Annotated in this window: 18 protein-coding genes, 1 other RNA gene and 1 pseudogene; 12 read left to right on the top strand and 8 right to left on the bottom strand. The window is 49.6% G+C overall.

Features of this window, described 5'->3' with window-relative positions:
• Nucleotides 1–64 precede the first annotated feature (64 nt).
• Together AC5JMP_RS08435 and AC5JMP_RS08430 are read right to left on the bottom strand one after the other, a co-directional pair.
• Nucleotides 65–733: a response regulator transcription factor gene (locus AC5JMP_RS08435; protein WP_495851001.1), complete on the bottom strand. Its 669-nt coding sequence runs from the start codon at nucleotides 731–733 to the stop codon at nucleotides 65–67.
• Entirely contained in the window at nucleotides 705–2,336 is a 1,632-nt protein-coding gene (locus tag AC5JMP_RS08430) for a sensor histidine kinase (RefSeq protein WP_495851000.1), read from the bottom strand. The genes AC5JMP_RS08435 and AC5JMP_RS08430 overlap by 29 nt, the downstream gene beginning before the upstream one ends.
• A gap of 1,062 nt (nucleotides 2,337–3,398) precedes the next feature.
• On the opposite strand from AC5JMP_RS08430, the gene AC5JMP_RS08425 reads away from it, so the two are divergent.
• From AC5JMP_RS08425 to AC5JMP_RS08405, 5 genes are all read left to right on the top strand, one after another.
• The gene (locus AC5JMP_RS08425) at nucleotides 3,399–5,117 is read left to right on the top strand and encodes a pentapeptide repeat-containing protein (protein WP_495850999.1); all 1,719 of its coding nucleotides are present in this window, start codon (nucleotides 3,399–3,401) and stop codon (nucleotides 5,115–5,117) included.
• A 160-nt stretch (nucleotides 5,118–5,277) separates the two neighbouring features.
• The gene (locus tag AC5JMP_RS08420) at nucleotides 5,278–6,546 is read left to right on the top strand and encodes a calcium-binding protein (RefSeq protein WP_495850998.1); all 1,269 of its coding nucleotides are present in this window, start codon (nucleotides 5,278–5,280) and stop codon (nucleotides 6,544–6,546) included.
• A gap of 341 nt (nucleotides 6,547–6,887) precedes the next feature.
• Entirely contained in the window at nucleotides 6,888–8,132 is a 1,245-nt protein-coding gene (locus tag AC5JMP_RS08415; RefSeq protein WP_495850997.1) for a calcium-binding protein, read from the top strand.
• 425 nt (nucleotides 8,133–8,557) lie between these two features.
• Nucleotides 8,558–10,000: a glycosyltransferase family 4 protein gene (locus tag AC5JMP_RS08410; protein ID WP_495850996.1), complete on the top strand. Its 1,443-nt coding sequence runs from the start codon at nucleotides 8,558–8,560 to the stop codon at nucleotides 9,998–10,000.
• Nucleotides 9,975–10,757: a peptidylprolyl isomerase gene (locus AC5JMP_RS08405; protein WP_495850995.1), complete on the top strand. Its 783-nt coding sequence runs from the start codon at nucleotides 9,975–9,977 to the stop codon at nucleotides 10,755–10,757. The genes AC5JMP_RS08410 and AC5JMP_RS08405 overlap by 26 nt, the downstream gene beginning before the upstream one ends.
• Nucleotides 10,758–10,892: 135 nt before the next feature.
• Here AC5JMP_RS08405 and AC5JMP_RS08400 read toward each other — a convergent pair whose 3' ends face one another.
• Together AC5JMP_RS08400 and AC5JMP_RS08395 are read right to left on the bottom strand one after the other, a co-directional pair.
• On the bottom strand, nucleotides 10,893–11,414 hold the full coding sequence (locus AC5JMP_RS08400) for a DUF4385 domain-containing protein (RefSeq protein ID WP_495850994.1): 522 nt from the start codon (nucleotides 11,412–11,414) through the stop codon (nucleotides 10,893–10,895).
• Between the two features lie 229 nt (nucleotides 11,415–11,643).
• Complete coding sequence (locus AC5JMP_RS08395; RefSeq protein ID WP_495851021.1) at nucleotides 11,644–12,912, bottom strand: RNA polymerase sigma factor; 1,269 nt, start codon at nucleotides 12,910–12,912, stop codon at nucleotides 11,644–11,646.
• A gap of 253 nt (nucleotides 12,913–13,165) precedes the next feature.
• On the opposite strand from AC5JMP_RS08395, the gene AC5JMP_RS08390 reads away from it, so the two are divergent.
• The 6 genes and pseudogenes from AC5JMP_RS08390 to AC5JMP_RS08365 all read left to right on the top strand — a co-directional run.
• A complete protein-coding gene (locus AC5JMP_RS08390) occupies nucleotides 13,166–13,522 on the top strand; it encodes a YciI family protein (RefSeq protein WP_495850993.1) in 357 nt (118 codons plus the stop codon).
• A 92-nt stretch (nucleotides 13,523–13,614) separates the two neighbouring features.
• The gene (locus AC5JMP_RS08385; RefSeq protein WP_495850992.1) at nucleotides 13,615–14,463 is read left to right on the top strand and encodes a YciI family protein; all 849 of its coding nucleotides are present in this window, start codon (nucleotides 13,615–13,617) and stop codon (nucleotides 14,461–14,463) included.
• A 98-nt stretch (nucleotides 14,464–14,561) separates the two neighbouring features.
• A complete protein-coding gene (locus tag AC5JMP_RS08380) occupies nucleotides 14,562–14,972 on the top strand; it encodes a VOC family protein (RefSeq protein WP_495850991.1) in 411 nt (136 codons plus the stop codon).
• A gap of 28 nt (nucleotides 14,973–15,000) precedes the next feature.
• Nucleotides 15,001–15,729 (top strand): DUF899 domain-containing protein, encoded by a 729-nt coding sequence (locus tag AC5JMP_RS08375; RefSeq protein WP_495850990.1) that lies wholly within the window; start codon nucleotides 15,001–15,003, stop codon nucleotides 15,727–15,729.
• A 67-nt stretch (nucleotides 15,730–15,796) separates the two neighbouring features.
• Nucleotides 15,797–16,312, top strand: a complete 516-nt coding sequence (locus AC5JMP_RS08370; protein ID WP_495850989.1) for a DUF1579 domain-containing protein — start codon at nucleotides 15,797–15,799, stop codon at nucleotides 16,310–16,312.
• 282 nt (nucleotides 16,313–16,594) lie between these two features.
• Nucleotides 16,595–16,672, top strand: a pseudogene (locus tag AC5JMP_RS08365) (IS1/IS1595 family N-terminal zinc-binding domain-containing protein); the annotation flags it as partial.
• Nucleotides 16,673–16,732: 60 nt separating this feature from the next.
• Here the strand turns inward: AC5JMP_RS08365 and AC5JMP_RS08360 are convergent.
• The 4 genes from AC5JMP_RS08360 to AC5JMP_RS08345 form a co-directional block, all read right to left on the bottom strand.
• Complete coding sequence (locus AC5JMP_RS08360) at nucleotides 16,733–17,188, bottom strand: NINE protein (protein WP_495850988.1); 456 nt, start codon at nucleotides 17,186–17,188, stop codon at nucleotides 16,733–16,735.
• A 133-nt stretch (nucleotides 17,189–17,321) separates the two neighbouring features.
• Entirely contained in the window at nucleotides 17,322–17,612 is a 291-nt protein-coding gene (locus tag AC5JMP_RS08355; protein WP_495850987.1) for a protealysin inhibitor emfourin, read from the bottom strand.
• A 37-nt stretch (nucleotides 17,613–17,649) separates the two neighbouring features.
• The gene (locus AC5JMP_RS08350; RefSeq protein WP_495850986.1) at nucleotides 17,650–17,802 is read right to left on the bottom strand and encodes a hypothetical protein; all 153 of its coding nucleotides are present in this window, start codon (nucleotides 17,800–17,802) and stop codon (nucleotides 17,650–17,652) included.
• 539 nt (nucleotides 17,803–18,341) lie between these two features.
• Nucleotides 18,342–19,562 (bottom strand): acetamidase/formamidase family protein, encoded by a 1,221-nt coding sequence (locus AC5JMP_RS08345; RefSeq protein WP_495850985.1) that lies wholly within the window; start codon nucleotides 19,560–19,562, stop codon nucleotides 18,342–18,344.
• Between the two features lie 405 nt (nucleotides 19,563–19,967).
• Here AC5JMP_RS08345 and ssrA point away from each other — a divergent pair.
• Nucleotides 19,968–20,356: a transfer-messenger RNA gene (gene ssrA, locus AC5JMP_RS08340) on the top strand.
• The last annotated feature ends 318 nt before the right edge of the window (nucleotides 20,357–20,674 follow it).

Here is a 20,674-nt window from a genome sequence, read left to right as displayed (position 1 = left end):
GCCGCCATTTTGCTGATGACATCTGGGGTAGCGCGTGGGGGCTTAATCCGGCTTAGAATCTTGGTCAGGGTCGCAGACGATAGCCCATGCCCCGTACAGTTTCAATCAAATCACTGCCAAGCTTTTTGCGGAGATAGCCCACGTAAACATCCACGACGTTAGAACCTGGGTTGTAGTCATAGCCCCAAACGCGATCTAATAATTGTTCCCGGCTAAATACCTGTCCGGGTTGGCGAAAGAACATTTCTGCCATCGTGAATTCACGAGCGGGCAGATCCACGTTACACCCGTTGACCGTGGCTCTCCGGGTTCGTAAGTTGAGCATTACTCCCCCGGCCTCCAAGATATGAATTTCTTCGATCTTTGCCTGCGTCGAATGCCGCAGTTGCACCCGCACCCTTGCCAGCAATTCTTCAAATCGAAAGGGTTTCGTGACATAGTCATTGGCTCCGCCTTCTAGCCCTGCAACTTTGTCATAAATGTCGTCTCTAGCCGTGAGAATAATGATGGGCAAAGTTTGGCCCTGCTCACGCAAGTTTTCTAGAACCTCCAAACCATCTTTTTTGGGTAAGCCTAGGTCTAGAATCAGCAAATCGAATTGGTTGGCTTGAGCCAGATCCAGCGCCTCCAAGCCATCACTGGCAATCATGGTCGTAAACCCCCGCGATTTAAATCCCTTTTCGAGAAACACCGTAATGCGAGGATCATCTTCGGCGATGAGGATATGCGACATGGACAACAGCCTCCTGCGGCGGATCTAAGGGTAAAACAAGGGTAAACATTGAGCCGGAGCCGAGCTTGCTCCGCAACAGAACCTGTCCACTATGAGCTTCTGCGATCGCTTTCACAATGGACAGTCCTAAGCCGCAGCCCTCCAGACGCTGACGGCTATTGGCAGCGCGGGTAAATCGGTCAAAAATGCGCTTTTGGTCGGGTAGCGGTATGCCTTCGCCTGTATCCCTGACCCAAAACCGAACTTTGCCTTTGGCAATCGTTGAGCCAATAGCGATCGTATCTTTCGCCTGAGTATGCTGGGCAGCATTTTGTGCCAAATTCATCAGGGCTTCTGTAATTCGCTCGCGATCGACCACAATTTGCCCGCGCGCAGTTTCATCCAGCTGCCAGTCGCGCCCTGCCAGCGCTTTGGCTTTGGTAAACAGCTCTTTCGTCAACTCTGCTGCATTCACTACAGTCAGATGCAGAAAATCGCTGCGCTCTGCTTTGGCTAACACAATCATGTCATTCACCATGCGGCTCATGCGATCCAACTCGCCCATGACCAATGACAGCGTTGCCCGTTGCTCATCGGGATCATTTCCCATAAGCTCCAAGTTTCCCTGAATGATAGTAATGGGAGTCCGCAATTCATGTCCAGCATCATTGACAAACTCTCGCTGCGTATCAAAGGCGGTCTCCAGGCGATCCATCATACTGTTAAAGGTGGCTGCCATTTCAGCGAGTTCTCCGCTCCCCTGCACGGGCAACCGCTTAGATAAGTCCGTTTCGCTAATCGTTTGAGCCGTTACCGTCATTATTCTTAGGGGAGCCAGCACATGACCTGCGGCTAACCAAGTTAGCACTAGAGAAATCGCAAATAGCGCCAGCGACACTTGGATAATCACGACCACCGCTTCCAGAATTTCTGCCCGCTCTCCTGCGGTGGTATGCGCGATTACAAGCACCCCTCGTGTCTGCCCATGCATCTGGACTGGCTCAAGCATATAAAGAATAGCGCCCGTCTCAAAACCTTTGGTTTCTGCGACTCCTTGAGACGGACGGGTCTGGCTGCCCCAATCCTGCATTAGGGTTGAGTCTCTGCTAAGGATTTGAGGGCGACCTCTGGGGCTAGATTTGAAAAATTTACCGTCCATAAATGTGATGAAAAACGTATCATCTACCGGGACGCGATAGCGCAGATATTGTTCAAAAAACTCCTCTAATTCTTCTTCTGATGCAGGCGGAATCATATGGCGAGTCTCAATGGGAAAGGATTCTTTGAGCCGCTCCAGATCCTCTGGATCATATTTTTCGGGGTTTTGTGGAAACGACTGACCTTGGGCAACCAACTCTCGAAATGTTTCCATTTCTTCTACCATGTTCTGGCGAACGCGCTCGTCCACCCGCTGAAACAGCAAATATCGGAACGCCGGGATGCCCAGCAGAAAAATGAGTCCCAAAATGAGCAAATACCACTGAAGAATGCGTGTCCGGGTTTCTCCAAAAATATGCTGATAGCCGCGATCGAACGAGCCAATACCAGAAGAGGGAATACCAGGAGGAGATGGAGCGCGCTTAGAAACGAGGTTTTCCGCGAGGCTCCTACTCTGAGCTTTCAATGGCTTTACCGATGATCTTTTCCCGCCTATATCCATATGCTATATCCCTATATGTAGCAGTTCTAAATGGTTGGTGAGATGGGTTGCAAGGTGAGAGAGCCATAGTATCTGCCTACCTTGCAATTCACTGATGGGTAGTCCTCAAAATGTAATGATTTTTTGTGGTGTAGGCAAAGCTCACATTACAAAAAATCATTACCTGTATGCCGCCCATCTATGATTACTATATGTAATTGCTATAGAAGTCCTCTACCACTTTCTATGCGAGGCTTTGTCGCAAAAATTAATAATTGGAATGAACAAGTATAACCAGATGCCTCAGCTATTTCTCCAAGCACTTTACTACTCTATATCCTGCTCTGACTGCATTTCAAGAATGTATTCACTCATGGAGATTTCTAAAATAGGACTGACGCCGCTTTGCGCGGGGTTAGTGTAGTTTCTTGGAAGCCGCGCTCCGCAAAACTTCTAAAATAACTGTGGCTCACGCAATTAGAAGTGTAAATGGTTGCTCTTACGAATGTATTCCAGTTGTTATCCCAGCGATAGAGTGGGTCGCTAGGTGTTGCCGTTGCCTCCGAAGGATGACGCTTCGTATCTCAACCCAGACTATTGGTGGAAGCCTCGTCGAGGGCGCTGCATATCAAACTTATATATCGATCTAATATCGATTAAGTAAGGCTGATAGTCATAAAGTCTGAGATTGATGAGAATTCTCTTAGATTAAAGACACCCGTATTAGAGTTTTCTTAGATTTGTTGACAGGTAAATTCTGTCAGGATTAAATCACTATTGTTGACAGGAAAAGCCTGTCAGCCTAAATCACTGCCCCATTGAAACTGGTCTGTGTTTTAGAAAGTGTAATTAAGGGAATGAAAGCAGAGATTGAGTCGAGCTTAATTTCAGTTTTCAGATTAGAAAATTTCTTCAGGGAATGAGTTGTTTTTGATTGCGATCGCTGTTGTCGCACGGATTTTCTATGGAAGAAATGTGCAGATTTAGCGGCGATCGACTTTAGGGCAGCTTTAGGGATGACACATGAATGCACTACCGGAGATTTAAATGGTTGTACTAAATTATGAAGGTCAAAACCTCGTTGGGAATAGCTTTCGGGGTCGCAATCTTAACGGTTCTACATTCTTTAAAGCTAGGCTGGAAAACGTTCGCTTTGATCCTAATGGTCAAGGAGTTGCAACCCAGCTAAGAGGCACTAACTTTAGTGAATCGACTTGGATTAATGTTAATGCAACCAACGCTATCTTTGCCCCAAGCGGCAGCTTTGGCATCGCAAACTTTTTTAAGGCAACTCTAGAGGGCGCTAACTTCACAGGGGCAAATCTGACGCAGGCAGACCTGTCATTTATCAATGCGAAGGCTATCAATTTCTCGAATGCCAATTTGACTAATGCCAATTTACAGGAAGCTAATATCAATGGTGAGCAATCCGAGCCACCTAACTTTACGGGCGCTAACTTTACGGGCGCTAACCTGTTTAAGGCAAATCTCAAAAGTGCTGACTTTACTGGCGCAACGCTAGTCAATACCAGTTTTGAAGATGCCAACATTGAAAATGTGATCTTCGTCAATATCAACGCAACTGGAGCCAATTTTCAACTGGCAAACTTCACGGATGCCACGCTGCAAAATGCAGTTTTTGACCTAGCCAACTTGAGTGGCGTCACCCTGACAGATAGCAGTCCGGCTGCTCCGGGTACTATCAGTGCTAGCAGCTATCGGGGAGCCAATCTCAGCGGGCTGCTTTCAGAAGATGTAAATTTCACCGGAGCAAACTTTAGCCCGTTTGTTGCCGCCGACGGCGCTGTTACCATCACGAACCTGACTGGAACTCAGCTAAATGATAGCGATGTCAGTGGCGCAAACTTTACCGAAGCCAATGCTGAAGGGGTGTCGATCAACGGGCTGGCGATCGGCGCTAACTTCACTAACGCCAATCTAAGAAACGCCGATTTATCTAAAGGAAACTTCGCCAGCGCCAACTTTTTTGGAGCCGATTTGACCGGGGCATTCGCTACAGATGCCATCGGTCTTTACATTGGTGATGCCACCGACAACGTCTTGAACAGCAGCGCTGATGCCAGCCCCAACGACAACCTGTTTGGCAATGAGGGGAATGACACCCTGAGCGGCGGCGGTGGCAATGACTACCTGGATGGCGGTGCGGGGAGCGATCGCATGAACGGTGGGGGGGGCAATGACACTTATGTCCTCACAGCAGGTGATTTGATCATTGAAAATGCCAACGCAGGCACCGACACAGTTCGGGCTTCAGCTAACTATACCCTAGCTGCCAATCTAGAAAATTTGGTGCTGCTCGGTAACGTGTCAAACGGTACGGGCAACGGTTTGGACAACACGATCACAGGCAACGGTGCCAACAACACGCTCAACGGCGCTGCGGGCAACGATGTCTTGGTGGGAGACGCAGGGAATGACACTTTAATTGGCGGCATCGGTAACGATACGCTCACGGGCGGAGTGGGTGTTGACACAATTCGCTACAGCAGCGGTGACGGCAGCGATACCATTAATGGATTCACTCGCGGAGCTGGCGGAGACATCCTCTCCTTTACCGGAATTACCGCTATTGATGTTCGACCTGTCAACGGCAGCGCCCAATTCTATATTGGCGATGGGATTGCAGGTAACGCAGGTTTTGCCACAGGCGAGCTGTTACTCACCCTCTCCAATACTCTCTTTGGATCAGGCAATGTAGCCGCAAATATTGATGCCGTTAACCGTCCAACTGTGCGGTTCTCATAGTCTTTTGGGATGGGGCTGCTGAGCGATCGCACCCCCATTTCTTCGATACAGGCTTTCTAGATCCAGCCAAATAGCAATTGGTTTACGGCAGTGAATAGCCGTAGCACATCCGCGCAGGCTGGATACGCCAAAAATTCATCTAATCATCAGGACTAAGAACATGGCAATTAGGAACGGCACTGAGCTAAACGATACGCTCAACGGCACCAATAACCTCGACACGCTACGGGGCTTTGGTGGAGATGACATTCTCAATGGTTTAGGCAACAATGACCTGATTCTGGGCGGAGAAGGTGCTGATCAGCTGTATGGTGGGGCTGGCAATGACAGGCTATTTGGTGAATTAGGCAGCGATACCCTGGACGGTGGTTTAGGGAATGACACCCTGGATGGTACAGGCGATGAAAGCGGTGACACCCTCCTGGGTGGAGTGGGCAATGATTTCCTCTTCGGCAGCACCGACGATGAGCTGCGGGGCGGAGAAGGCAACGACGTTCTGTTGGGTGAAGGGGAACTCTACGGCGAAATAGGTTTAGATACGATCACAGGCAGCTTTTTTGAGGATGTTCTGGAAGGCGGTGGCGATAGTGATTTCCTGGATGGCAGCCTCGGCAATGACTTCCTCTTGGGTGATGACTCCCTCAGCGCCTTTGGCAATGACACGCTTCTAGGCGGCGATGGTAACGACACGCTGGAGGGCGATGCGGACAGCTTGAGCGGCGGCGGCAGCGACTCGCTCTTGGGTGAATCTGGCGATGATCAGCTCTTCGGCTTTGCAGGCAACGACATCCTTGACGGCGGCGATGGGTTTGACACCCTGGAGGGCGGCGATGGCAACGACATCCTCGGAGGCGGATTAGACTCTAATCTACTTTTGGGTGGTTTGGGCTTGGACACGATCACGGGTGGTTTGGATGCCGACACGATCGAAGGACAAGAAGGGGCTGACAGCCTCTTGGGTGGAGGTGGCAACGATACCCTATATGGCGACGGTGACGGCATCGATACGCTGTCTGGCAACGACTACCTCAATGGTCAAGATGGCGATGACGAGCTTGATGGCGGTGCTGGAGTCGATAACATTTTGGGCGGGAACGGCAGCGATACCCTATACGGCGGCGATGACCTGACCAACCAAACCCAACGTGACACCCTGACAGGCGGTGGCGGGGTTGACTACTTTGTCCTGGAAGATTCTGGCTTGGCTGGGCAAAATGGCGACTTCATCAGCGCCTTCCAGAATAATGTGGACTTTCTGCAAACGGGGTACAGCTTTGAAGCGCTCACGGTCAGCCGCATTAATCTCAACATTGGTGGAGTGTCAACAGGCAGCACCCGCGTTAGCGTCACGGCAACAGGCGAAGAATTAGCGGTTTTGGCTGCGGTTCTTCCCGGACAAATTAACGCCGCAGACTTTGTACCTCTCTGATTCTAAAGTCATTCGCATGGCGATCGCCCTCTCTTCCATGAAAAAAGCAGATTAATGCACAGCGATCGCCATCCCTTAGCAATCAATTTAGCCTCTAAATGAAGTGAATCGAGTTTGTTTTTCAGAGAGACAAAATGTTTAGACATTGGCTGGTAGTAATTTCGTCAGGATATCTTCCTAGACTGCTCATCTTTAATGTTCTTTCCCTCTTCTAAAGATACGGAGAGGGGGACAACAAGATGAACAGATGAAAGATAAAAATGCTTTAGATGAGGAGATGCATCTATCATCCTCAGTTTCTAGGCAAACCACATCAATTTAGTAAAGCACTGAGGTAAATCATGGCTACTAGAAATGGAACCGCTCTTGGCGACACATTAAACGGAACCAACCAAGCCGATACCTTTAACGGCTTTGGCGGAGATGATATCTTGTATGGTTTAGGCGGTGCTGACACCATGCGGGGTGGACTAGATAAGGATCAAATCTACGGTGGTGAGGGCGCTGACCGCCTGTTTGGTGATTCCGGCGAAGATTCTTTATTTGGTGAGGGGGGCAACGACATTCTGTCCGGTGGCTCAAGCATCAACGATACCGATAATGGCTTCAAAGACTATCTGGATGGTGGCGAGGGCGCTGACCGGATCTATATTGGGCTTGATGATACTGGACTGGGTGGCGCTGGTAACGACACCCTCTATGGCAGTTTCACTAATGACTTACTCTATGGTGACGATGACGAAGGCTTAGTGTTTGGCGGAGCCGATTCTCTGAATGGTGGCGATGGCAATGACACCCTGTTTGGAGAAGCTAGTACTCTGTCGGGTGGCGGCAGTGACACTCTCAACGGTGAGGGAGGAGATGATAGCCTCTTTGGTTATGCCGGAAATGACTATCTCTATGGTGGCGACGGCGTTGACTATCTCGATGGTGGCGATGGCAACGATATCTTAGACGGTGGCGCTGGCTTCAGCACATTGCTCGGCGGCGCTGGCTTAGAAACCATCACGGGCGGTGCTGAAGGCGACTACATTGATGGCGGCGAGGGCGCTGATAACCTCAGCGGTTTGGGTGGTAATGACACCATCTACGGCGATGCCGACGCCGCTGAATCTCTAGCGGGCAATGATGTCCTCAACGGTGGCGCAGGCGATGACTTCCTTGATGGCGGTGCAGGCACCGATCGCCTCATTGGTAGTGCAGGTTTTGATGTGCTATTTGGTGGTGAAGACTTAGAAACCCAAACGACCCGCGACACGCTGACTGGTGGTACAGAAACCGATTACTTCCAGCTGTTGTTCACCGATTTTGTACCAGAGCCGATTCAGCCCGGTGAGCCAATTATCTCTCCGCCTGTTGGTGACTATATCACCGACTTCCAGAATGGCACTGACTTCTTTGTCATTGAAGGCACTGACTTCGCATCTCTTGGGTTCCAGAACACCACTATTAATGGTGTGACGGGTACTCGGATCTATGTTGTTCCCGATGTAGGCATTCCAATTGCGCAGGCAGAAACTCTAGCCTTCGTGGCAGGGGTAAACCGAGGAGCATTTGATACCTCAGACTTCCTGACTTCTATTTAGGCAGGAATTATGGCATTACGTAATTGAGTTAGGACGAGTTTTTTTTGAGAGCCGCGCTCCGCGCGGCTCTCAAAAAAAACTAATTGGATCTAAGCGCGTAGCGCTATACCTAGATATCAACTGAGCAGTCTGGCAGATATTTTCCGATCAGATGCTCTAGCCATTACCTCCTGTTGTCCTAATTTTTTAGGACAACAGGAGCTTCTCCCTTAGAGGATGTCTGAGAAGTGTAATTTGCTACCCGAACCGCCCCCTAAATCCCCCAATTCTGGGGGACTTTGAATAAGAACTGGTTTGAAAGTCCCCCAGAATTGGGGGGTTGGGGAGCGAATGCAGAACATTTGATACTTTTCAGATATCCTCTTACTTAGATTGCATGACCTGGACTTAAAAAGTTAGCAGTAGTCTCAAGCCTTCTCAACACCATGCGAATCTTATTTTTACATCCTAATTTCCCGGCTCAGTTTCGTCATGTGGCAACCGCGATCGCCAAAGATAAGCGTCACCAAGTTGTCTTTGGCACCACACGCCGCGAAGGTCATTTACCGGGTGTTTACAAAGCGCTGTACAAACCCTCACGAGAAGCTCACCCTGGAACTCATCACTATGTTCACACGCTAGAGAATGCCGTTATTCAAGGGCAAGCCGTCTACCGCATGGCGCAGCAGCTCAAGACGCGAGGATTTGTCCCCGATGTGGTCTATGGTCATTCGGGCTGGGGACCAACGTTATTCTGCAAAGATATTTTTCCAAAGGCTAAATTGCTCTGCTATTTTGAGTGGTTTTATCACGCCCACGGCTCAGATGCCGACTTTGACCCCAGCGACCCGATCGATGCCAACGCTGAAGCCCGCATTCGGATGAAGAATTCGCCGATTTTGACGGATCTCTATAGCTGCGATCGCGGACTTTCCCCCACCTACTGGCAACGTCAGCAGTTTCCCAGTGAGTATCACAGCAAAATCTCTGTCCTACACGACGGCGTAGACACGCAATATCTCTGCCCCAATCCAGGTGCAAAGCTGGTGCTACCGCGCATCAATCTCGATCTCTCTCACGTTGAAGAGTTGGTCACCTATGTGGGTCGCGGCATGGAACCTTACCGGGGCTTTCCTCAGTTCATGGAGGCAGTTGCGTTACTTCAGCAGCGACGTCCCAAGTGTCATGTCGTGGTTGTAGGGAGCGATCGCGTTGCCTATGGTAAACAGCTCCCGGACGGCAAAACTTACAAGCAGCAGATGCTCGAAAAACTGCCGCTCGACTTGTCCAGAATCCATTTCACAGGTTCACTTCCCTATCCCGAATATCTGCAAGTTCTCCAGGCTTCCACAGCCCACATTTACCTCACCCGCCCGTTTGTGTTGTCCTGGTCAATGATAGAAGCCATGTCCGCGGGCTGTCTCGTTGTGGGTTCCAATACCGCCCCAGTCACGGAGGTGATTCGAGATGGAGTGAACGGATTACTCGCAGATTTCTTCTCACCTGAAGACATTGCCGATCGCGTTGAGGAAGTTCTCAACCACCCCGATCGTATGGCTGAAATCCGATTGAAGGCACGAGAGACAGTTCTAAAACGATATGACCTGGCTAAATTACTGCCCCAACACTTGCAATGGATTCAGCAAGATCTAAGCGGTAGCCAAGTGCCGATTTGGGCTGGATCTCAGTCTCAATCTGCTCCTCCAACACAAAGTCACAGGCTAGATGAGATCAGTCTGGGCGAAGAAACTTCTGCTATGCCAGAATCAGCCATGTCCCTCAGTAATCGATCTCAAGAAACCCAAAAATTACCCGTAAAAACTCATTCTGCTAAAGTTGCCGTCACTTCAGGAAATCGATCACATGGAAAGCGTAAGAAGCATCAATAAGGTACCGACTGCGAATACAGCAATACTACAAATTGATGACCGGACGGTAACGGCTCCAGAATTGCTGTCACTCTTGAGTCAATACCAGCTATTGCCAAAGCTGCGGCAAGAAATTTTGATTGATCGGGCGATCGCTCCATTTAGCTGCACCTTGGAAGAACAAGAGCAAGGTTGCCTCAATTTCTATGCCCAGCAGAAGTTAACATCTGACACAGCACGTCAAGCATGGTTGCAACAGCAGAGTATGACAGAAGCTCAACTCATTGAGCAGGTAACTCGGCAGTTGAGAATTGAGCAATTTAAACAGGCAACCTGGGGCAGCAAGTTACAATCCTACTTTTTGCAGCGAAAGTCTCAGCTGGATCAGGTGGTCTATTCCCTGATTCGAGTTGGGGATGCCAATATTGCTAGGGAACTGTACTTCCGCTTGCAGGGTGACGAACAGCCTTTTGCAGAACTCGCACAGCAATACTCCCAAGGAGCAGAATCCCGGACAGGCGGATTAATCGGTCCCGCACCACTTAGCACTCCTCATCCCAGGCTTGCTCAGATTCTCCGCTCTAGTCAACCCGGACATCTGATGCCTCCAACTCGCATTGAAGACTTATGGATCATCGTGCGGCTAGAGCAGCTTTTGCCAGCGCAATTAGATGAACCCATGCGACAACGGTTACTGGACGAGCTGTTTGCCAACTGGCTTAAAGAACAACTTAAACCCCTTGAGACGGTTAAGATTGCGATCGCTGATCCTTGGTAGGTTAATAAACATCAGGTTATCAAAGCTGAAAGATAATCTGATCGGGCGTTAAATTTCTGTGGGTTTGGATAAAGTAAAAACCAGTTGCTTTGCTGCTCAACCTACAGGATGTCCCGCATTCTTTCGTTTCACCGATTAAAGTCTCTGTTCAAAAGAGCGATCGTCATGAGCTAAACCAGGACTTTTGGCGGCAGCAATTTCAGAGCCTTCGTATTGCTTACGGTGGCGCGCAGCTAATTGCAGATACTCTGGATCAGTCTTAGCCAACTGCCACTTTTCATAGAAAATCCTGGCAGATTGGGCTTTGATCGGATCTTCTTCACGGGGCAGAACCGTTTTAGAGCCTGCTGCATACTTGTGCCCCGACTTGTGATTGGCATACCGACGCGATCGGGTGTAGCCCATCTGCAAAAACTTTCGTGCCATGTCCATGCCAACAAAATCGTCTTGGGTTTTGTATCGGAGAAACAGGCTGTAGATTTTGTCAGCAGATTGATGGGCAATTTCTGGAGTTTTGAATTTCCAGTCGGGCAAAATTTCGCTCTTGTAGGGTTCAACTAGCAAAACTCCCTGTTCGCCACGACCGATTCGGTACAGTTCTGGGTGCTGGCGAAAGTCGATCGCCTTGAAATCGAGCGAGTAATCAAATTTTTGCATCTGCAAAAGCTCAGCTAAATCTAAGATGACCGATTTTGAGTCAGCTTTTTTATCTTGACCGAATCTATTGCCAATGGAATCGTCCTGCTGACATATGGCGTTACATAATTGAGTTAGGACGAGTTATTTTTTGAGAGCCGCACGGAGCGAGGCTCTCAAAAAATAACTCATTGGATCTAAGCGCGTAGCGCCATAGAGCACACCCATTACGGTGATAAGAATTTACAGTTCAATGCATACTTTGGCTAACTTCGCGCAGCCGATGTTCTAGGAAGCGTCGCTCACTGTCGTTTGTAACCCACTCTAGTGCTCGCCTGTAGCTCTGGGTCGCTTCCTCTAAAGCGCCAATACGCCGTAATAAGTCTGCGCGGGTAGCGTGAAAGAGATGATAGCTGTCCAGTTCCGGGGCAAGCCGATCGATCAGCCCAAATGCCGCTTGAGGGCTGTCTGCCATCGCGATCGCCACCGCTCGATTCAAGGTGACAATGGGTGAAGGCTGCAAGCGTTCCAGCACCTCATAGAGCTGCACAATCTGCGCCCAGTCTGTTGCTTCGGCTCGTGCTGCCTGACAGTGGAGGGCGGCGATCGCTGCCTGCAGGGCATATACTCCCGTTCCGCCACGCAACGCTTCTTCCACCAGAGATAACGCCCCAGCAATTTGTGGGTGATTCCAACGGCTCCGATCCTGGTCTTCTAGCAGAATCAGATCCCCTGCCTCGTCTAAACGGGCATCGCGCCGCGAGTCGTGTAACAACATCAGCGCCACCAGTGCCGTAACTTCAGAGGGTGTTTCAGGTGCCATCAATTGTCGCAGCAGTTGCCCCAGTCGAATGGCTTCGGTACAGAGGTCAGCCCGCGCCATCAAATCTCCCTTTGTGGCGGCATAGCCTTCGTTAAAGATGAGATAGATTACGGTCAGCACTGCTGCTATCCGAGGAGAGAGAACAGTCGTCTCTGGCACTTTGTAGGGAATGCCTGCATCTCGAATTTTGCGTTTAGCCCGCACCAGTCGTTGAGCCATCGTGGCGGTCGGTACGAGAAAGGCGCGGGCAATTTCGTCGGTTTCTAGCCCCCCCAGCATTCGCAATGTCAATGCGACCTGCGTCTCGATCGCTAGCGCTGGATGGCAGCAAGTGAAGATTAACCGCAGGCGATCGTCTGGAATTTCATCACTGTCGTAGCTTGGTTCTTCGCTGGATGGAATTAACCCAGATGCCGCGTACCATTCCAGTTTTTCGGTCAGTCGCGTTCGTCGTCGGAGGCGATCGATCGCCTTGTATCGGGCAGTTCGGATAATCCAGGCGCGAGGAAGATCGGGAATACCGATTTGCCACTGATTCACTGCCGCTGCAAAGGCTTCTTGGGCAGCTTCTTCAGCCAGATCAAAATCTCCCACTAGCCGAATCAGGATAGCGACAATGCGCCCCCATTCAGTGCGATAAAGGTCGGCGATCGCCTGAGCAACATCTGATTTTGAGGTTGGAGCCATACCTGTCATAAAACGACATAAAGAATTTTGGGCAAGTTGTCGATTTGAGTCATTCTCGTTCGACTGACTGATAAGCAACCGCCAAGGCGGTTGGGACGGGGACATTTAGGGTGGGGCGCTTCGCGCCCCACCCTAAATGTCCGAAGCAAACTGGCAACAGCTATAAAGGAAGCTAAAGTTCAATTGTACTAAATAAGATTTTTTCAACAAGATGTCGATCTGAGCGATCGCTATTCGACTTAACTACAAAGGAGGCAACCGAGTGAAATATTTGCTGCTGATCTATATGGACGAAAACGTCCTGAGTGAAACTGAGCGAGAGCATTGCTATGGAGAATCTGCCCAACTCGCCCAGGAATTGCATACCAAGGGGCAATTTCTGGCAACGGCTCCACTCCATCCCGTCGCAACGGCAACCAGTGTCCAAGTCCGTGACGGCAAATCTCTAGTGACGGATGGCCCGTTTGCCGAAACCCGCGAACAATTGGGCGGCTTTTTTCTCATCAATGCTCAGGATTTGGATGAAGCCATTGCGATCGCTACCCGCATTCCCGGTGCGCGAGTTGGCACCGTCGAGATTCGTCCCGTACTTGAGGTCGCGGGCTTGCCGGAGAATTAATGTCTGCTCATTCACAAACTTACAGCAATTTTTAATTGCATAACCCACACCTAGCCCAGCGCAAAGCGCTGTAACCACAAGGAGATACTGCAATGCGATTTATGATGCTCATGATTCCCAAAGGCTACGAGAGTGCGGCTCCAGGAGCAATGCCTGATGCGAAAGCGGTTGAAGGCATGATGAAGTACAACGAATCACTTCAACAAGCTGGCGTGCTGATTACCCTGGATGGACTTCACCCACCCTCAGCGGGGGCGCGGGTGACCTTCAGTGGAGGGAAGCCACAAGTCACTGAAGGAGTTTCTCCAGGGGTGAAAGAAGTGCTGGGTGGCTACTGGATGATTCAAGTGAACTCAAAAGAGGAGGCGATCGAATGGGCTTCTCGCTGTCCTGCCTCAGCCAACGAGACGATCGAAATCCGTCAGGTGCAGGAATTCGAGGATTTTCCTGAGGATGTTCAGCAAGTTGTAGACAAGTTCCCAGAAGTTGCCAATACCACAACAGCAGGAAATACCCATGCAACCCATGAAGCTCAAATTCGCCAATTGATTGGTAATCAACAACGTGCCATTTGCACAAAAGACGTCGATCAAATCATGTCTCACTATGCCGATGAGGTGATTCTCTTTGATGTCAAGCCTCCATTCCAAACCATAGGCAAAGAAGCAGTTCGCCAACTGTGGAAAGACTGTTTGCCTTACTTTCCAAACTCTTTCGAGATGGAAACACGCGACCTCACCATTGCGGTTAATGACAGCTTGGCGACTGCTCACTGGTTATTTCACTTCAAGGGCGAACCGGATCATCCGGCGATGCAGATGTGGATGCGTGCCACTGCCATTTGCCAGAAACATCAGGGCGAATGGCAGATCTTACATGAACACATCTCGGTGCCATTCAATCCAGAAACCTCTCAAGCAGTTTTAACCCTCAATTCCTAACATGGGCTGCCAAGGAGGGTTGGGCAGACTCGTGGAAACTCCACAGCAATCGATATAAACCCGCCCCTACAAGAACAAATTTACAAAAGGAGTACGTCATGAAAATCAGTTCCTATCTCATGTTCGGTGGCAACTGTGAGGCAGCGTTTAAGTTCTACGAGCAATGTCTTGGCGGCAAGATCACGATGATGATGACCCACAAAGAGGCACCTTCGGCAGAAAATGTCTCCCCAGAGTGGCAGGACAAAATCATGCATGCCTGTCTTGAGGTGGAAGATCGCCTCCTCATGGGATCTGACTGTCCACCGGGATATTTTGAAACTCCGCAAGGCTTTTATGTGCAGGTGAGCGTAACCGAACCCGCTGAAGCAGAACGGATTTTTCACGCCCTTGCAGAAGACGGCAAGGTAGAAATGGCGATCGCTCAAACCTTCTGGGCTGTTCGCTTTGGCATGTTGATTGATCAGTTTGGTACACCGTGGATGGTCAACTGTGAGGCGGTAGCCTGAGCTTTTTTATTATTTATGGAGATTCACTATGATTCAGAACACGATTGCACATCCCAATATTGTCGGAAAAGACGAGTGGCTAACTGCTCGTAAAACATTGCTTGAACAAGAGAAGGAGTTGACCCAGCATCGCGATCGCATCAATGCTGAACGACGCAGACTACCCATGGTCAAGCTCGCAAAGGAATACACCTTTGAAGGAGCGGATGGCTCCATCAAACTAACCGATTTGTTTGAGGAACGAACCCAACTGATCATCTACCACTTCATGTTTGCACCAGAGTGGGAGAAGGGCTGTATGGGTTGCACAGGCTATGTCAATGCATTAGGTGATCTATCTACGCTGAATGAACGTGACACAACCTTCGTGCTAGTCTCCCGTGCCCCGCTCCTTAAGCTGGAAACTTATAAGACGCTCAAGGGGTGGACGGTTCCCTGGTATTCCTCCTTTGGCAGCGATTTTAACTACGATTTCCATGTCACCCTAGACGAAAACATTGCGCCCATCGAGTACAACTATCAAGACAAAGCTGAGTTAGAAGAACGAAACGGACCTAATGTGATGCAGGGCGAGAGTCATGGACTCAGCGTTTTCTTTCGCCTAGGTGAAGATGTTCTCCACACCTACTCAACCTATGCTCGCGGCGTTGAATCCCTCACCGATACCTACAGCCTGCTTGATATGACTCCCTACGGGCGACAAGAAGACTTTGAAGATTCGCCATTTGGATATCCGCAAAAGCCGACCTATGGGTAGAAATTTGGCGCTTCAATTCACTGGAATGCGATCGCATTCCTCTATCACTCATTACAAGGAGATAAAAATGGAAACCATCCAAACCGAACAAACTTCACCCCTGCCTACTCAACCTCAAAAAGAACATCAATGGCTCCAGAAACTCGTCGGTGAGTGGACGTATGAAACCGAAGCTCTAATGGAACCCGATCAGTCTCCCGTCATATCAACGGGAACGGAGACTGTGCGATCGCTGGGTGGATTCTGGATTCTGGCGGAAGGAGAGGGTGAGATGCCTGGATGTGGTCTTGCAACGACACTGATGACCCTTGGCTATGACCCGCAGAAACAGCGCTATGTGGGCACCTGGGTCGGCTCAATGATGACGTATCTCTGGCAATACGATGGCGAATTGGATGCAGGCGAAACTGTGCTGACGCTTAATTCTGAGGGCCCTGTCATGACAGGGGAGGAGAAAATAGGAAAGTACAAGGACGTGATTGAGGTCAAGAGCGACAATCATCGAGTCTTGACCTCCCATATGTTGAGAGATGACGGGCAGTGGCAGCACTTTATGACTGCCCATTATTGGCGCAAGCCATAGGACGCATCGTTCCGTTGATGAAACCGACACTGCTTAATCCGGCTATGAAATTTAATTGAGAGGAGTGCGGAGCGCTCCTCTCAATTAAATTTCATAGATAAAATCAGCAACGTTGATGAGACCAAGCCCTGCACAAAGACTGAGCCAAAGCATGACATCCCGCAAGTTTCGCAAGAACTGCGGGTAGTTGACGATGCGATCGCTTGCTATTCCCACTAGCCAGGGTATAGCAAGCAATACAGCTACAGGGAAAAACACCTATCAGGCGTAAAACTTTACCTTATCTGCCCAACCTGCGGCTCTGATGATGAGATGAAAAATGGCACCACTCGTCGAGGTAAACAAAACTACAAATGGCGATTGTCTAATACAGCCTAGCTTCAGACCTTACGCTCCAGAAGCCTTACACCCCAGAAACCGCTACAGCTCTGGAAAGGTATAAACTACAACTCCCGATCGCGCATCGTTCTGAATGTCTACATGACCTTTTTTCGCCAGTCCCATTAGAGCTGTTTCAACCTCTGGAAAATCTGCGCCTGTATCAAGCACACCCTGTGTCACCGAAATTTTGCCACCGCGTGCCTGTGCAGCCTTGATTAGCTGAAGCTGAAGCTGTTTATCAGTCAATTTGGCTACCACAGGCTGCGAGATCGTTGGCTGTCCAGGCAAATAAAGTGAGCTACTCCGCCGCCGATTATGTGAATCTACCATGTCTGGAATGAGCAGCAGATCGATTAGCTGACCTACACCAAACAGACCCCCCGTCAGCAGCCAAAGCAATCCGGTCAACATTTTGCCGTTATAGAATCGGTGCAGTCCACCAATTCCCAAAAATATTGACAGCCAGAGCAGATAAGCGGTTCCTTTGGTATTCATCTCTTCGCCCTCACAGTACTTTGAGTTCTGGGTTATGACTACAAGATACCCTCAGGGCTTTTAGGATGCCGCTGAGGCGAGAAATCCGAATCGTTGCAGAGGGTTTTCTCTTCTGGTGAAATTAGAGGCAGCCCTAGCGCGATCGCATCATCCAGTCAACTAAGGGTTTGAGCACACTGGGCATTGCTGTTTCTCCGAAGCATAGGGTATGCCTCTGCCCCTTATCTTCAATGACTAACTCATACCGAAAGCGATCGGTCTGATTGCCAGGTGAGGGGATGTGGGCAGGGAGTCGATCGATGTTTGCGGCATCAACCCACTTCCGAAGCTGAATCACCTCTGCCATGGGCAAAGCATCAGTATCAATGGTCATCGTCATCGGAATTCCGATGAATCCACCGCTTCGCTCTAGAGATATCCGCATGGCGCTGTTCCCTGGTTCTTTGAGAAGATTCACCCCTTTAGAATAGATCGAGTCCCTTCAAAGATCTCTTTTCCGCCGATCGCATCCCTGGAATTTGGTCAGCATGAGCGATCGCAGCAGCATTACCTTCACTAATCGCCTCCCAAAATCTTTCAGAAGACCGATCGACTCCCAAAAATCTGGGCAACATGAGCGATCGCCCCCTGAAACCTTTCAGAAAACCGATCGCCCCTCTCCTCTATAGATCTCTTGCAGATTAGGATTTTTAGATTGGATTGGGTGGGGGCACAGCCCCCACCCAATCCAATTTGCAAGAGGTTTTATGATAGCCTTCACAATTTGGTCAGCCTGTAGGGTGTGTTGCGATCGAGCAAAAGCACCGTCAACGGTCATATCGCTTCTACGCACGAGGAGTGAAGTTAGAATTCCCATAAAAATGGTGCGTTTGCTATGTCGCAACGCACCCTACCCGATCTTTACCAGATTTATGGCGATTGTAATGGCTGAAATCCTCGTCAACTTTAGCTTCTAGCTAGATCGCGTTTGTATGGCGGCAGAGCCTTTTTCCAACTCTCATTCATACCCAGATTCAGCAATGCTGTCGAGTGAATGAATGGGTGTTGCTAAATCAGAGTAGGAATCGTTCGCTAAATTCCCTGAGAGATCGTTGGGAGTTCTCGTTGGGATTTTTGCAAAACCATACCGTGATTCAGCAACGCCGCCATAAGCCTACTCTGGCTTTAGAGCCTGAAACAATTTCTTGGGAATTACGCCGTGAATGCCCTTAACGATATCTACGACTTGAGACACTTCAAAGTCGATCGCAGCACTGCCTAGCAATAGAGCATCGGGCTTGGTCATCCCGTATTCTTCGTTAGCAATTCGCAGATACTCCCGTACCGAATCTTTCATCGCTTCGTTGAGATCTGTATTCAGACCGATCGCAATCCATGATTCTTCCGTTTCACCCATGGGAGTCGATAGCGGCATATCCTTATGTAGCACTAATTGAAACGTAGGAGTCAGAGAGCACTCGATCGCCGTGAGCGCTACTTCTCCGTTGGCTTGAGCACAGTGAGGATCGCCTGAGTAAAATAGAGCGCCAGGAACTTGAACGGGCAAATAGAGGCTGCTGCCCTCGCCTAGCCACTTAATATCAATATTCCCACCATAGATACCAGGGGGTACTGAGTTAACCGCTTGCTCTACATCAGCCGGGACAACGCCCATAATTCCCATAAACGGATTGAGCGGAATATCAATCTCTGGCAAACCGTTAGTAGGTTTGAACACGCCGATCGATTCTTCGGCTTTGATCGGAATCACCTTGGTGTAAATCGGCGCATTGTTCTCTGGATATTCCCCTGGCAATGCCCCTCTGCCATGTCGGTTGGAGATAACGCCATAGGGCACCCGGTAATCAATATTCAGGGTTTTGATCTCTAGGACATCCCCTGGTTCGGCGCCTTCGACATAGATAGGACCCGTAATCACGTGCGGCCCTGGCCCAGTCTTCTCAACCTGCGACTTAATCGTGAGCTGATCCGCAAGAATGTCTTCCTGCTTAATTCCTCCACCCGTCAAAAATTGAACCGTGTCTCCCTGATCAGCCAAAATCCCTTCATGGGATACCGTTTGCATGACAATGCGATCGCCCGATTGGACGGTGAGAATGGGCTGACTGTCAGGCTTAAACAGTTCTCCCCAAATGACGTTTTCAGGGCTTGACGTGACTTCATACAGTTTTCCAACGGTTGCAGGGGTTGACCAGGCAACTCCAACCCATCCGGCGATGACCAAGAGGATAGCGGTATTGATGCTTACCCAAATAGGCCAGTGGCGGCGCGACTGATAAACCGGATGCCCATTGATCTGACTCAGTGACCTCATCCAGTGAGCCATGCTTGAGAGCAAGCCCTTCATCCGATGCTTCAACGAAAACCTGCTCATATCTCTGCGCTTTGCTCCTAAGGGATCTCACACCGATGTTGCATTGAAATTATTAGACCTCTTGCAGATTAAAGTTTTGGGATCAGGTTTAGTGGGGGCACAGCCCCCACTAAACCTAATTTGCAAGAGGTCTATTCAATGACCGATGAATTAGTGAACAACTTTTCATCGGTCAGAACTGTAACGGAAAGTACAGGAAATGGCTGGTTAAGACTCAAAGGTTGTGCGTCAGAGGTTGTGCATCAGAGAACAAGGGTCTGGGTACATTTTCAGGATCTCCGGTTGGTAAATTCTTCTGCTTCGCAATGGAGACTCACCAGTTGCTCTGGTCAACGCTGACCCATAAATTGTGGCGCCACTGAAGCACAACCTAATTTATTCGCTATACTGTGAGATACGATACGCGGGGCTGTAACGGTTTCGACGTTTTGGCGAACGCCACTTCGTGATGCAGGTCGAGAGTGAGTCTCCTCTCGAAAATCAAAGGCTCAAAACACGTACATGCGAACAACATCGTACCCTTTGCTCGTAAAGCAGCAGCTGTTGCCTAACAAAAACCTCTCATAGGTTCGAGCGTCCACGATTCGACTCCGTTAAGGATTGTGGTCTTAACCCCCAACGGATGCTCCAACTAGCTGCCTCTGGTCAATAGTTGGCTAAGACTTTACTAGAGAATCCCATCGTCCGGGATAAAGGACGGTTCCCGCTTCGAGGATTAGAGAAGCTAAACCTGTGAACGATCGGAGTGCTAATACCCATGGCGGACACGGGTTCGACTCCCGTCAGCTCCATCATAATGCGACCTAATTGGGTCAGGGCGTCACGCCTTGACCCAATTTTGTTGAGTCTGGCAACAGATTATCCCAAAGATCGGCAGCGCCTCAAAATCTTACACAGCCTATCTTTAGGCGAACGTTGCCCTGTAGATTCTTTGCTCTGATTGCAGCAACAGTCGGAGTAAACTCCGTAGTTTAGCAAGGCTTACTACAGTTAGATTGTGCCAATGTGCGTATGATGACGCTCTCAACCATTGGTAATGTTGTGGGACAGCTGATTTTTATCAGCACATCAACCCCTTTTTAGCCGCTAGAAGGCATAACTGGATGATTAGG

It is taken from the genome of Drouetiella sp., from assembly GCF_059504425.1.
This window is presented reverse-complemented; position numbering and strand designations above follow the sequence as displayed.